We start from the raw sequence: 12,790 nt of genomic DNA, 5'->3' as shown, positions 1-12,790 counted from the left end.
CCTGCGCTGGTGGCGCTGGTCACCATCGGCATCGCACTGGCCGCCGCCCGGCCCGTCGTCTCGCTCCTGGACTCACCGACACGATGGCGGTGTCGAACTTCACCATCGCGCTGATGACGGCGCTGCTACTCGGCGCCACCACCGACTACGCGATCTTTTCCCTCGCCGGCTACCACGAGGGCCGGCGCCGGGGGTTGACCGCCGAACACAGCCTGGAGCTGGCCGCCCGACGAACCAACCCCATCCTCGTCGCCTCCGCGCTGACCATCGCGGCGGCCGCCACCGCAATGGGTTTCGCCGAACTCGGCTTGTTCCGGGCCGCCGGACCCCCGATCGTGGTGGCGATCCTGATCGCACTGGCGGTGTCGCTGACCGTCCCGTACTCCGCGACCTGGCAGCACTCGACCACATCGCCGCCGCGATCGCCGCACTGCCCGAAATCGCCTACGTGCGCTTCCTGACCCAACTCCAGTCGCTACTGGACCAAACCGCACAACGCTCCCCGCAACAGACCCGCCACGACCTCGAACGCCTCATCGCCAGCACCGATCGGCTCACCGCAGGCATGACCCAACTGCGCGACGGACTTCAGATCGCCGACCTCACCGGCGGCCTGGTCGGCGACTACCTCGACGATCTCGGCGGCGCGACCAGCACCGGCACCGCGGCCGGCTTCTACGTCCCGCCACAAGCGTTCGCCGATCCCGCCTTCCAGGCCGGCCACGAACTGCTGTTCACTCCGGACGGCCGCACCGCCCGCATGGTGGCGGTCTGGCAGATCAACCCGTACGGCTCCGACGCACTCGACGCGGTACCCCAGATCGCAGCCACGGCGGCACTGGCCGCCACCGACACCTCACTGACGTCGGCTCACTTCGCGGTCGCCGGGTTGGCCTCGCTGTCGGCCGACATGCGCGACCAGATGTGGATCGACTTCGCCGTCTGTGCGCTTGTCGCGCTCATCGGGGTGACCGTGGTGTTGATGGTGCTGCTGCGCAGCAACCTCCACGAGTACCACGGCAGAAGTGGGATACATGAGGGCGGCATCCAGGTCGGCGTCCGCGCCCCCTGGACTGGCGACAACTCGAATCGACCGCCGGTGACACCAGTCGCCGGTGCAACGCCGATGCAACCCCTACGTCTCTACGATCCCCGGCAGGTCAACAAAATGTGATCTGCACCACTCCTATCTCACACGTACCCCCAAGGAGATCCATCAATGTCTGCTGTGCCCTCCAACCAGCTCGATCTGACCGTCGTCGATACGAGTCGGATGCCGTGGGACACCCTTGAGGTTCCTCAGATCAATGCACAGATCCCGGTCAAGGTGCTTTTCAGCGATCCCGACACCGGCATGGAGATCTACCTCATCCGCTACGCCGCCGGATTCGTCAACACCTGGCACACCCATCCCCATGCTCACGGGATGTACATACTCGACGGCGTGCTGCACACCCACAAGGGCGAGTACGGCCCCGGAAGCTTCGTCTGGTTTCCGGAGGGCGGCTGGATGGAACACGGCGCCACCGCAACCAACGACGTCACGTTGCTATTCATCACCAACAAGCCATTCGGCATCTGCTACGAGGTCGATGACAACCACCCCTACCCGATGAACGCCTAACCGCCGACAGTGTTCACGTGAGGTGACGCGAAGACCTTCTCGGTAGCACTCCGCGGAGTCTTCGCGCACCACCCCGACAACTGGTCAGGGCCGGGCACTGCTCCTCAGTCGCCGAGAAAGAGCTGCCGGGGCCCCGAAATGCATCAGCGCGTTGCCCCAAATCGAGAAAGCCCACCTGCTACCAGGTGGGCTTTATGGTGGCCAGGGCCGGGATCGAACCGGCGACCTTCCGCTTTTCAGGCGGACGCTCGTACCAACTGAGCTACCTGGCCGGAAGGCGCCGTTCGGTGAAGAACGGCAGACCTTTCGTCACATTACTGCGACCCTGACGGGACTCGAACCCGCGACCTCCGCCGTGACAGGGCGGCGCGCTAACCAACTGCGCCACAGGGCCTTGCTTTCCTGCGTTACTACTCACACCTCTTACTACCTACACCCCGACGTTGCCGTCGTTGCGCGTACCCCCAACGGGATTCGAACCCGTGCTACCGCCGTGAAAGGGCGGCGTCCTAGGCCACTAGACGATGGGGGCCTAATCCGAATCTCTCCGGGGCACTCGCTAACGCTTTCACGTTGGGAGCTCCGATAGCTTAGGGCACAGGCCCCGGAATCCTCAAATGACCACGACAACGCGTGTTTTTCAGGCCATCTTCGGCCTCACGCCGCCATCACCCGGTGTCGATTCGGGAGCGCGCGAGACAGACGCTATTCTTGTGCATCGCGCCCCTATAGCTCAGTTGGTAGAGCTACGGACTTTTAATCCGCAGGTCGTAGGTTCGAGTCCTACTGGGGGCACCACAACGGCCGAAAGGCCATCGTTTACTCACCGACTGGGCAGAGGTCCGGCATGGGCCGCTGCGCCACAATTCGGATGCACTGAGGGTAAATTGCCCGGTCGACCAGTACAGCCGCCTGACAGGCCGCTGGCGGCCCCAGATGGGCCATCAGGTCACGGCCCACGCCCCGGACCGTCAAAGAGCGGGCAGCCGGGCTCTCAGCCGGGACTGCCGATCCGCGGCGAGACCACCACAGCCGTCGGTGTGTTCTGGCCCGGGAAACAGGGGCGGCCGTCCGCCGCAGGAATTCTCACCGCGGCACTGGTGGCGCCCAGGGCACGGGTATACAAACGGCGTCGAGGCGCTACCAGGTGGCAGCGCCTCGACCGTTCAACTCAAGTAGCGCAGCCGTGTGCCCCGCAAAGTCCTGCTATCGCTGCGGCACAACGTCTTTACGGTTCTTTGCGGCCTCGTCTAGTGGGACCTCCCCGCGTCACCCGTCAGAAGATCTCGCGGTAGAGCTCGACGATCTCATCGTGGCTGGGAATGCGCGGATTGTTGCCCGGAGACCCAGAGGCCAGCGCTTGAGTTGCCATGGTGTCCAGCCGCGCCTCCCAGGTCGCCGCGTCGATGCCATACGACTTGGGCGTCGGCACTTCCACATCGACACACAGCTGCTGCAGTTCGGTCACCAGCGCTTCCGCGGCTTTGTCATCGCCGGCAGACTCGGTGACAATCCCCATCGCCTTTGCACAATCGGCGTATCTGTCGACTGCCGAGGCGATCGAGAACTTGGTGACCGCCGGCAGCAGCATCGCGTTGGACAAGCCGTGGGCAATGTGGAAATGCCCACCGATGGGCCGGCTCATCCCATGCACCAACGCCACACTGGCGTTCGAGAACGCCATCCCGGCCTGTGTTGATGCCAGCATCATCGCCTCACGCGCGTCGCGGTCCGTTCCGTCGACGTACGCCCGGCGCAGGTGCAGCGAAATCGACCGCATCGCCGCCAACGCCAACGCGTCGGAGAACGGGCTGGCCCGCCGGCTCACATAGGCCTCGATGGCGTGGGTGAGCGCGTCGACCCCGGTATCGGCGGTCAGGCGAGCCGGCATCGACATCGTCAGTTCGAAGTCGGCGACCACGGCGACCGGCAGGAACGACAGTCCCGGACAGAGCATCTTCTCGTCCGTCTCACCATCAGTGATGACCGTGAATTGAGTTGCCTCCGAACCACTTCCCGATGTCGTCGGCACAGCCACAATGGGAAGCGCCGGACCTTCGTAGCTGCTGGGCGCCTTGTACGACGCGATCCCCCCACCATTGGCAGACAACACCGCCAGCGCCTTGGCGGTGTCCATCGGACTGCCTCCGCCGAAACCGATGACGCCGTCGGCGCCATGCGTTCGAATGAGCGCCAAACCGGCCTCCAGGGAGGCGACCGTCGGATCCGGCACCGTCTCGGAGAAGACCGCCGGCTCCGATCCCGCGGCCTGCAGGATCTTGACGAGGCGCTCGGTCTGCCCCGTTTCGGTGAGGTACCGATCGGTGACCAGCACCGGCCTGGTGATGCCGAGCTGAGCAACCACAGATCCAAGCTGATCGATCGAACCTGCGCCGAACTTGGAGAAACGGGGTAGCGCGATGTTGGTGACCATTAGTTCATCTGTCCTTTAGGTGTTTTGGGGGAATCCGAGTTCGATGCCGCCATGGCTGGGATCAAGCCATCGCTGCGTGATGGCCTTCTGGCGGGTGAAGAACTGCACGCCGTCCATGCCGTGGGCATGGTTGTCGCCGAACAGCGACGCCCTCCAGCCCCCGAAGCTGTAGTAGGCCATCGGCACCGGGATCGGAACGTTGACGCCGACCATGCCGACCTGGACTTCGTTCTGGAACCGCCGGGCCGCGCCGCCGTCGTTGGTGAAGATGGCGGTGCCGTTGCCATAGGGGTTGGCATTGATGAGCGCAACGGCCTCGTCGTAAGTGTCCACACGCACCACCGACAAGACGGGACCGAAGATCTCGTCGGTGTAGATGCTCATCTCCGGTGTCACGTTGTCGATGAGCGTCGGGCCCAGCCAGAAACCGTCCTGGCCGCCGTCGGCCGTGACGTTGCGGCCGTCGACGACGATCTTGGCGCCGACCTCCTCGCCGGCGTCGACATAGGAGGCCACCTTGTCCCGGTGCGCCTTGGTCACCAGCGGACCCATGTCCGAATCCTTGGTGCCGTCACCGATTTTCAGGGTCGTGGTGCGTTCGGCGATCTTGGCGACCAGCTCGTCGGCGATGGGGCCGACGGCCACGCAGACGGAGATCGCCATACAGCGTTCCCCGGCGGAACCGAAGCCGGCGTTGACCATCGCGTCGGCGGCCAGATCCAGGTCGGCGTCGGGCAGGATCACCGCATGGTTCTTGGCGCCGCCGAGGGCCTGAACACGCTTGCCCGCGGCAGTCCCGGTGGCATAGACGTACTGCGCGATCGGGGTGGATCCGACAAAGCTGACGGACTGCACCTTCGTGTTGGTGAGCAGCTCGTCGACGGCGACCTTGTCCCCCTGCAGCACGTTGAACACTCCGGCGGGCAGGCCGGCCTCGGCCCACAGTTCTGCCATCCACAGCGCCGCCGACGGGTCTTTCTCCGACGGCTTGAGGATCACGGTGTTACCCGTGGCGATGGCGATCGGGAAGAACCACATCGGCACCATGGCCGGGAAGTTGAACGGGGAGATGACGCCGACAACACCGAGCGGCTGGCGAATCGAGTAGACGTCGACGTTGGTCGAAGCGTTCTCGGTCATCCCGCCCTTGAGCAGATGCGGGATACCGCAGGCGAACTCGACAACTTCCTGGCCGCGGCTGACCTCACCGAGAGCATCTGAGAGCACCTTGCCGTGCTCGGCGGTGATGATCGCGGCAAGCTCGCCCTTACGCTCGTTGAGCAACTCGCGGAACTTGAACAGGATCTGGACTCGCTTGGCCAAGCTGGTGTCCCGCCAGGCCGGGAACGCCTCGGCCGCCGCATCGATGACCGCTTGGGCATCGGCGACGCTGGCCAGTGCCACGTCCCCGGTGACCTCGCCGGTGGCGGGATTGGTCACCGGAGCGGTCGCACCGCTGGTACCCGGGAAGACCACATTGTTGCGCCAATGGGAGATGGGGACGACACGATTGCTTTGAGTGACTTCAGTCATATCCATATGATCGATCTCGTTTCTGCACCGGTCAATGACGAATACCGCACTATGACGTGCAAATTTGCACATGTAAGTTGTAGGCATGGTCAGTGCCGACAACCTGCGCTTCTTCCTCGAAGTTGCCCGTACCGGGCGACTCAACGAAGCCGCCCGAAATCTGGCGGTGGATCACACCACGGTGGGGCGGCGGATCACCACACTCGAGAAAACCCTGGGAGAGCGGTTGTTCGACCGCTCCCCCGGCGGGTGGCTGCTGACCGAGGCCGGCGCGGCCCTGCTTCCGCGCGCGGAATCGGTGGAGTCAGCGGTGCTGGCCGCATACGCGTCCCGCACGTCGAAACTGGGACCGCTGACCGGCACCGTCCGCGTCGCCACCACCGACGGCTTCGGCGCCTTTGTGGTCGCGCCACATCTGGTCGAACTCCGACGCCAGCACCCCCACCTCGAGATCGAACTGGTCACCGCCACCGAACACGGCTCGCTGTCGGCCCGCCACTTCGACGTCGCCGTCACACTCGAAGAGCCGCCGCCACGGTCCGTGCACGTCCAGCAGCTGGCCAGCTACCACCTGCGGCTGTACGCCTCCGACGACTATCTGTCCGCGGCACCACCGGTATCGGAACTCGCGGACCTCAAAGACCACACCCTGATCTGGTACATCGACGCCCTGCTCGATGTGGCCCCGCTGCGGATCCTCGACCAGCTGCCCCACAAGCAACGAGTCGCCATCCAAACCAACAACATCGCCGGTCACTGGACCGCAGCCCGGAGCGGGCTGGGCATAGCCCCGCTGCCGGAGTACGTGGGTGAACCAGATGAATCATTGAGAGTTGTTCTGCCGGAATCATTCTCGGTGCGTCGCAGCTACTGGCTGGTGATCCCGCGGGAACTCCAGCAAGTCGGGCGAGTCCGCGCCGTCGCGCAGTTCCTTCGCTCGTTGGCGACTTCCAGCCCGTACCTCACGCAGGGCTGGTAGCCGACCTCACAGCGCGGGGTGTCGTTTGTTCCACGGCGTCGCCGCCTGGAACGCACCCACGATGTCGACAAGCCGATGCTCGTCGAACGCGCTGCCGACCATCTGCAGCCCGACCGGGAACGGCAGTCCTGCCTCCGTGGTGGTGAAGCCACCGGGGAAGGTGATGGTCGGGAGTTGAGAGAGGGTGAAGGGAACAGTGAAGCGGTGCACCCCTGCCGTCGTCTCGTCGTCCATACGAATCATCTTCTCGACAGGCGGCGCGATGAACGACATCGCCGGGATCAGCGTCCCGTCCACCTGAGCAATTGCCGCTTCCATCTGCGCCTTGAACGCCAGCCGGCGCTGCAGCAGCACGTCGTAGTCGATGCCCGACATCGCGATCCCGAGCTCGATGAGTTCGGCGAGGGCGGGTCCGTAGGTGTCCTTGTGCGCGGGGTACAGATCGCGGTGCGCACGTGCCGTCTGCACTGCACACACACCGAACCAATCGGTGATGGCCTCGGTCGGATCAGGCAGACGGATGGGTGTCAGCTCAGCACCCAGGTCGCGCAGCGTCTGCTCGGCCTCCCGATGCGCCTTCTCCACGTCAGAGCTGACCTCACGATAGCTCCATTCCGGGTCGATGCCGATCCGAATCCCCTTCAGCGACACCGGGGCTCGAGTACCGAATTCCGGTACCGGGCGCAATGACGCCGTGGGATCCCGGGGATCCGCGCCGGCGATCGCGGCCAGCACCAGGCCGGCATCCACCGCGGATCGACAGATGGGCCCGATATGGTCCAGCGTTGCCGCGAGTTCGACGGCACCGGCCCGGCTGACCCGGCCCCAGGTCGGCTTCAGACCCGTTGCGCCATTGGAGGCCGACGGCATCCGGATCGAGCCGCCCGTGTCGGAGCCGAGAGCCCCGAAGCACAACCCGGCGACCGGAGCCACCCCACTACCACTCGAGGAGACACCCACCCAACGGTCGGCATCCCAGGGGTTCAGGGGCGCCCGGAACGGGGGCGTGTGCTCGGTGTAGACCCCCTCGGTGGTGTGCACCTTGCCCACGATGACGGCGCCGGCCTCCTCGAGCCGGTCCACCACCGTCGCGGACGTCGTCGCCACCTGCCCGACGCGGGCCGCCATACCGGCCTCGGTGCGCCACCCGGCCTTGTCGAAAATGTCCTTGATCGCCAGAGGCACTCCGTCGAGGGGGCCACGTGCCGCCCCGGCGCGACGTCGTGCGTCGGATTGTTCAGCCTGGGCCATCGCTTGCTCACCGGCCACGAAGGCGAACGCCCCAAGGCGCTCACCCACCGTGGAGATCCGGTCCAACATCAATTCGGTGAGCCCCTGCGAGGTGACGTCGCCGCCGGCCAGCAGGTCGACCACCTCGCTGATCTCCCGGTACTGCAGGTCGTTTGCCGAGTTCTCATCAGTCATGTCGTCAATCTCCCTATCAGGAAAAATGTTTCACGCACGTCCGTCGGCTGCTTCCGCCAACCCGGCCTGGTCATCAGGGGCGTCGTCGTCAGCAGCCCCCGTGTAGGAACCGTACTGCGAGCCCTTGGTCATGATGGTGAGCGGGATGTACACCAGCGGCCCCACCACCATCGCGGCGAACGAAGCGAAGTGCATCGGGTAGACACCCAGAACTCCGAGTGCCCCGATGGCCACGCCGACGGCCAGCGCCGTCATGCCACACAGGTTCCAATCCTTGACCCGGCCCTCGCGGTATTCGATGTTGCTTCCCGGGGCCAGCTTCAGCAATTTACGACAGATGAAGTAGTCACTGAGCAGGATGAAGATCCACGTGTTGGTCATGACGCCCGTGACAGCAAGGAATTTGTCGGTGTACTGCAGGACGTTGATCGGGTACAGCAAGATGCCGAGCCCTACCAGCAGGACCATCCACCATTGTCGCCCAACACGTTTGACGGACAGCACATCCCAGGCGTTCGCCAATGCCAACGAACCCGAGTAGAGGTTCATCACATTGATCCGGACCTGCGTAAGGACCGCGAATATGACGCCCAGGACTCCCATCACAATCGCGAATATGAGGCCCGGATCGGTGGCTGCAAGTTCTTGTTCAGCCCTGGTGCCGTCGAAATGGGAGATCATGGTGAAACCGAGGAACACGCCGATGATCATCACCACAGCGATCATCAGCAGCTCGACAAGCATCACTCCGCCGGTGCCGACATACGAAACAGATCGCTTCACGAAGCGCCCGTAGTCGGTGGCGATCAAAGCCTGGAACACGACCTGCCCGTTGGCCAGGCTCAACGCCTGCCACATCGCGGTGGCGGACACCCCGTCCTGAACGACCCACTCCCCCGGCCCAACCAGCACGTAGCCGTTGGCCAGCATCACCATGCCGATGACAAACAAGACCAGGAATATCGGCATCCCGTATTTCTGCAGGAGATTCATGGAATGCATACCGCGCCAAGAACAATAGAGTGCAACGAGGGCGACGATTGCGAACACCACACTGGCGCCCGCCGAATTGATTGATATTCCGGCGATCTCGCTGAGACCGTGCGAGACGATACTGCCTTCGAAGATGAAGTAGAAAACGTAGTTGACGGCGTAGACAAACGAGGCGATCGCAGAGCCCCGCCCGCCGAACCCGAGGCCGCGCGAGAGCAGCGGCAATGAAAGGCCCTCTTGGCTCGCGATTCTCATCACCAGCGCGCCGACGATGGTGGCGCCGATGACCATGTAGGCGATCGGCACGAGCACCATCGGCCATCCCACCAGGAAGCCCATTTGGCCACCGAGGGCAAACCAGAACATCGCAGTCACGTTCCCGGTGAGAACGAGCAGGATCGCCGGCCGCCGCCATCGCTGACTGTCGGGGACTCGCGTGGTCGCGTAGCTCTCTATCTGGTCATCGAGGCTTGTGGCAGGGCCCCGAAAGTAATTGCTGAAGCTCGTTGTGTGACTCCCTTTCTCACCACCGCCATGGGCGGAGGCGAAATGCACGCTGCCACGGCGTGCGTCATCCAAGGCCGGAGTCCTCGAGTGGCCGAACACACACTGGACTGCGGCACGACCTCTCATCAAGTGAGGTTAGTTACATCTCAACCGACCGGTAGTGGTGCGTCAACGGACAGTACTGCAGATGGACGTGCATAAATGCACGGACATTCAGGCGTGCCGAGCCGGCCACCCAACACCCGGGAGCGAATCGGGTTCCGTGACAGCCACCACGATCACGCCGCCACCAGGGGTCGGTCACAGCTAGCGGTAATCTGCTGTAGCCGAGCTGATTTCCAGCAAAACCGGCCTCGTCGACAACTTCTTCCGACCCCAGCACCGCAGCGGCGAGCTGGTCGCTCGGCCGAACCGAATCGAGTGTCTGCACTCCGGGCGCCGGGCTCTGCCGACCAACCGCGCTTGCGTGGTCACCGACTCACCTTTTTGCACAACAGAATCGGCCAGAGCGCCACCTGGACAGCAGCCCGTCGCCCCCTGCTCCTACTTACTCCGAGGACGCCGGACGCTGCAGCTCCTCGTCGATGCCACCTGGCAGAACCGGCGGTGTCGCGCGTGACACCGCGCGTGACACCGCGCGTGACACGACGGGCAGGTGAGGCGCGAGTAACGACACGTCAGCCGTTCTCGATACTCACCGAGAGACACCCGTCACACGCCCACTATCCTCAACTCCAGCCGCCGCACCCCGAGGAGCCCCGATGTCCAGCCGCCACACCGCCCGTACCACCGCCTCGGCCATCGCCGCCGTCGTGCTGGGCGCTACCGCGCTGGTAGGCGCCGGGACAGCGGCCGCCACCACCGCACAAGACGAACAGTTCACCAAGGTCGTCGCGGCGCTCGGCATCCCCGTCGAGTCCCCGGAACAGGCCGTCAAGCTCGGCAACGACATCTGCGTCCTACTCACCCATGGCGGCGCGTCGGGCCCCAACCCGGTACCGGTGGTGCGCGGCGTGGTGAGCACTCTGACCAACAACGGCCTGAAGAAGGGCCAGGCGGTCCCAGTCATGCGCGCCGCGGTGAACCTCTACTGCCCGCAGTACGCCACCATCATCGGGCGGTAGGCCCCCGACACCGTGGCACCCGAGCGGCTGCGGGCCCTCTACCAGGGCGACAACCTGACGATCCTGCGACGTCACGTCGCCGATGCCTCGGTGGACCTGGTGTACGCCGACCCACCGTTCAACTCCAACCGCGACTACGCGACATTTGTCGACACCTGGCGTTGGACCGCCGAAACCGAACGTGCCTGCACCGAGCTCGTCGACGCCTTGCCGGCGCGGCTGGCGCAGACCGTGACCGCCTTTCAGACGCTGCTGGGTCCCGGCGCGGCGATGGCCTATCTGGTCACGTTGCTACCGCGACTGATCGAACTGCACCGGGTGCTCAAGCCCACCGGGTCGCTGTATCTGCACTGCGACCCGACGATGAGCCACTACGTCAAGATCCTGCTGGATGCGGTGTTCGCCGAGGACCGTGGCGGCTTCCTCAACGAGATCGTCTGGAGCTACCGCACCGGCGGCACCAGCAAGCGATGGTTCAGCCGTAAACACGACACCCTGCTGTTGTACGTGAAAGACACTGCCGCACACACTTTCAACCCGGGCAAGGAAAAGTCCTACCTGAGCCACAAGTACGGCTTCAAGAATGTCGAGATCCATCAGGAGCCGGCGCCGGATTCCCGGCACTACACGCTGGTCGGGCTGCGTGATGTCTGGACCATCGACGCGATCCGCGGTAACCAGCCCGAAGCGCTGGGATATCCGACCCAGAAGCCGCTGACCCTGCTCGAACGCGTGATCACCGCTTCGAGCAACCCCGGCGACGTCGTGCTCGATCCGTTCTGCGGGTGTGGCACAACGCTGCTGGCCGCCGATCAGCTCGACAGATCCTGGATCGGGATCGATATCGGGCACACCGCAATCGAACTGACGCAGCAACGTCTGGGCTGCCCGCTGAGCTAACCGGAGGTGTCGTGCAACGATGCCGGGAACAGCCCGGCATCGCCCTGCGACCGCTGCGTGGCGGCACCGACCAGGAACGCACCTGCGGCCACCAACAGCGCAACCAGGAATGACACCACAAATGCCAGGAGCAGCACCGTGGCACCCGATCGGCGGCGGCGCGGCACTGTCAGCGGCGGCATCGGCATCGGCGCCGGCGAAACCGGCGGCGAGACCGGCGGCAGCACCGCCGCAACCGACGGTCGCGCGATCGGCAGCGGTTCGGTCACCGGATCACCACCGACATCGTTCAGTTCGGCACGCATCGTTTCGGCGTCGTCGAACCGCGACGCCGCTTCCCGTGCCATCGCACGGTCCACCAGGGCAGTCAGCTGCGGATCGATATCCGGGCGCAGCACCGACACCGGAGGCGGCGGGTTCACGGTGATCGCCTGTGCCAGCGCCACCAGGTTCTCCTCCGGGAAAGCACGCCGTCCGGTGAGTGCCTCGTACCCGACCACACCGACCGCGTAGAGGTCGTCGGCGATGGTGGCGTCACGGCCGGCGAGCCGCTCCGGGCTCATATAGGCCATCGTGCCCATGATCTGACCGGTCTCGGTGCGGTGGGTGTCGGGCCCCTTGGCGAGTCCGAAATCGGCGACCTGCGCGTCACCGGCGGCCGAGAACAGGATGTTCGCCGGTTTGACATCGCGATGCAGGATGCCTGTCGCATGCGCGGTGGCCAGCGCGTCGAGCACATTGTCGAGCATCGTGCGCACCGCCTCCGGCGCCACGGGTCCTTGCGCGATCAGGTCGGCGAGGCTGCGTCCGGGCAGCCGCTCCATCACGATGAAGGGCGTGCCGTGGTGCTGCCCGCTGCCGTACACGGTGACGATGTTGGGGTGTCGCAAGGATGCCGCGGATTGGGCTTCCCCCCAGAACCGCCGCAGGTAGTCGGGATGGGTGTTGTAGCCCGGATAGAGCAGCTTTATCGCGACGGGTTGCCCGGTCTGGACATCCCAGCCCTCGCGGACCTCGGCCATGCCACCACGGCCGAGGATGCCCCGCAGCTCATAGCGGCCGCCGAGCAACTCGGGGGCGAACATGGTTCCACCGTAGCCGGTGACCGCTGCCACGCTCAGAGCCAGCTGTCGGCGCTGAGTCAGACGTCGGGGCTGTAATGCATCCCGTTGTGCCGGTGCTCGACGGGCGGCAGGTTACGAGCCGGGGTGTGCGGCAACGGCGCGTCCCCGGGCAACCGGCCGGCCGCGCGATCCCACGCGGCGCGGGCC

The 12,790-nt window shown here is 65.0% G+C and carries 11 protein-coding genes, 4 tRNA genes and 1 pseudogene; 7 read left to right on the top strand and 9 right to left on the bottom strand.

Annotated features, from left to right (window positions below; genetic code table 11):
• Positions 1-83: 83 nt before the first annotated feature.
• Genes WBB07_RS07750 through WBB07_RS07740 form a run of 3 tightly spaced genes read left to right on the top strand, consistent with a single transcriptional unit; the run spans position 84 to position 1,624 of the window.
• Positions 84-461 (top strand): MMPL family transporter, encoded by a 378-nt coding sequence (locus WBB07_RS07750; RefSeq protein ID WP_526306349.1) that lies wholly within the window; start codon positions 84-86, stop codon positions 459-461.
• Entirely contained in the window at positions 449-1,174 is a 726-nt protein-coding gene (locus WBB07_RS07745; protein ID WP_526306347.1) for an MMPL family transporter, read from the top strand. The genes WBB07_RS07750 and WBB07_RS07745 overlap by 13 nt, the downstream gene beginning before the upstream one ends.
• Before the next feature lie 45 nt (positions 1,175-1,219).
• The gene (locus WBB07_RS07740) at positions 1,220-1,624 is read left to right on the top strand and encodes a cupin domain-containing protein (protein ID WP_526306345.1); all 405 of its coding nucleotides are present in this window, start codon (positions 1,220-1,222) and stop codon (positions 1,622-1,624) included.
• Positions 1,625-1,819: 195 nt separating this feature from the next.
• On the opposite strand, the gene WBB07_RS07735 is transcribed toward WBB07_RS07740, so the two are convergent.
• The 3 genes from WBB07_RS07735 to WBB07_RS07725 form a co-directional block, all read right to left on the bottom strand.
• Positions 1,820-1,896: transfer RNA gene (locus WBB07_RS07735), tRNA-Phe, on the bottom strand.
• A gap of 48 nt (positions 1,897-1,944) precedes the next feature.
• Positions 1,945-2,018, bottom strand: a tRNA-Asp gene (locus WBB07_RS07730).
• Positions 2,019-2,083: 65 nt separating this feature from the next.
• Positions 2,084-2,156: transfer RNA gene (locus WBB07_RS07725), tRNA-Glu, on the bottom strand.
• Positions 2,157-2,346: 190 nt separating this feature from the next.
• Between WBB07_RS07725 and WBB07_RS07720 the strand changes: the two genes are divergently transcribed.
• Positions 2,347-2,422, top strand: a tRNA-Lys gene (locus WBB07_RS07720).
• A 478-nt stretch (positions 2,423-2,900) separates the two neighbouring features.
• On the opposite strand, the gene WBB07_RS07715 is transcribed toward WBB07_RS07720, so the two are convergent.
• Together WBB07_RS07715 and WBB07_RS07710 are read right to left on the bottom strand one after the other, a co-directional pair.
• The gene (locus WBB07_RS07715; protein WP_526306343.1) at positions 2,901-4,058 is read right to left on the bottom strand and encodes an iron-containing alcohol dehydrogenase; all 1,158 of its coding nucleotides are present in this window, start codon (positions 4,056-4,058) and stop codon (positions 2,901-2,903) included.
• 15 nt (positions 4,059-4,073) lie between these two features.
• Positions 4,074-5,591, bottom strand: a complete 1,518-nt coding sequence (locus tag WBB07_RS07710) for a CoA-acylating methylmalonate-semialdehyde dehydrogenase (protein WP_526306341.1) — start codon at positions 5,589-5,591, stop codon at positions 4,074-4,076.
• Between the two features lie 85 nt (positions 5,592-5,676).
• Between WBB07_RS07710 and WBB07_RS07705 the strand changes: the two genes are divergently transcribed.
• Complete coding sequence (locus WBB07_RS07705) at positions 5,677-6,570, top strand: LysR family transcriptional regulator (protein WP_526306339.1); 894 nt, start codon at positions 5,677-5,679, stop codon at positions 6,568-6,570.
• 6 nt (positions 6,571-6,576) lie between these two features.
• Here the strand turns inward: WBB07_RS07705 and WBB07_RS07700 are convergent, their stop codons facing one another.
• Entirely contained in the window at positions 6,577-7,995 is a 1,419-nt protein-coding gene (locus WBB07_RS07700) for an amidase (RefSeq protein WP_526306337.1), read from the bottom strand.
• 30 nt (positions 7,996-8,025) lie between these two features.
• The gene (locus tag WBB07_RS07695) at positions 8,026-9,354 is read right to left on the bottom strand and encodes a purine-cytosine permease family protein (RefSeq protein WP_526306335.1); all 1,329 of its coding nucleotides are present in this window, start codon (positions 9,352-9,354) and stop codon (positions 8,026-8,028) included.
• 902 nt (positions 9,355-10,256) lie between these two features.
• Between WBB07_RS07695 and WBB07_RS07690 the strand changes: the two genes are divergently transcribed.
• Both WBB07_RS07690 and WBB07_RS07685 read left to right on the top strand, forming a co-directional pair.
• Positions 10,257-10,619, top strand: coding sequence for a DUF732 domain-containing protein (locus WBB07_RS07690; RefSeq protein ID WP_526306333.1), 363 nt, complete (start codon positions 10,257-10,259; stop codon positions 10,617-10,619).
• A 12-nt stretch (positions 10,620-10,631) separates the two neighbouring features.
• Positions 10,632-11,519 (top strand): DNA-methyltransferase, encoded by an 888-nt coding sequence (locus WBB07_RS07685; RefSeq protein WP_526306331.1) that lies wholly within the window; start codon positions 10,632-10,634, stop codon positions 11,517-11,519.
• Here the strand turns inward: WBB07_RS07685 and WBB07_RS07680 are convergent.
• Positions 11,516-12,604 carry a serine/threonine-protein kinase gene (locus WBB07_RS07680; RefSeq protein WP_526306329.1) on the bottom strand — a complete coding sequence of 363 codons (1,089 nt, stop codon included), beginning with the start codon at positions 12,602-12,604 and terminating at the stop codon, positions 11,516-11,518. The two genes, WBB07_RS07685 and WBB07_RS07680, sit on opposite strands and share 4 nt — an antisense overlap.
• A 56-nt stretch (positions 12,605-12,660) precedes the next feature.
• A pseudogene (locus WBB07_RS07675) lies at positions 12,661-12,790 on the bottom strand (oxygenase MpaB family protein); the annotation flags it as partial.

Source organism: Mycobacterium sp., assembly GCF_049647605.1.
Classification (GTDB): domain Bacteria; phylum Actinomycetota; class Actinomycetes; order Mycobacteriales; family Mycobacteriaceae; genus Mycobacterium.
The sequence above is the reverse complement of the archived record's forward strand: the minus strand, read 5'-3'. Positions and strand labels throughout refer to the sequence as shown.

Excerpts from the sequence above, each read along its gene's own strand:
- WBB07_RS07740 (WP_526306345.1), top strand. The coding sequence starts at position 1,220 with ATGTCTGCTGTGCCCTCCAACCAGCTCGATCTGACCGTCGTCGATACG.
- WBB07_RS07690 (WP_526306333.1), top strand. The coding sequence starts at position 10,257 with ATGTCCAGCCGCCACACCGCCCGTACCACCGCCTCGGCCATCGCCGCC.
- WBB07_RS07750 (WP_526306349.1), top strand. The coding sequence starts at position 84 with ATGGCGGTGTCGAACTTCACCATCGCGCTGATGACGGCGCTGCTACTC.
- WBB07_RS07680 (WP_526306329.1), bottom strand. The coding sequence starts at position 12,604 with ATGTTCGCCCCCGAGTTGCTCGGCGGCCGCTATGAGCTGCGGGGCATC.
- WBB07_RS07705 (WP_526306339.1), top strand. The coding sequence starts at position 5,677 with ATGGTCAGTGCCGACAACCTGCGCTTCTTCCTCGAAGTTGCCCGTACC.
- WBB07_RS07710 (WP_526306341.1), bottom strand. The coding sequence starts at position 5,591 with ATGACTGAAGTCACTCAAAGCAATCGTGTCGTCCCCATCTCCCATTGG.
- WBB07_RS07700 (WP_526306337.1), bottom strand. The coding sequence starts at position 7,995 with ATGACTGATGAGAACTCGGCAAACGACCTGCAGTACCGGGAGATCAGC.
- WBB07_RS07695 (WP_526306335.1), bottom strand. The coding sequence starts at position 9,354 with ATGTTCTGGTTTGCCCTCGGTGGCCAAATGGGCTTCCTGGTGGGATGG.
- WBB07_RS07715 (WP_526306343.1), bottom strand. The coding sequence starts at position 4,058 with ATGGTCACCAACATCGCGCTACCCCGTTTCTCCAAGTTCGGCGCAGGT.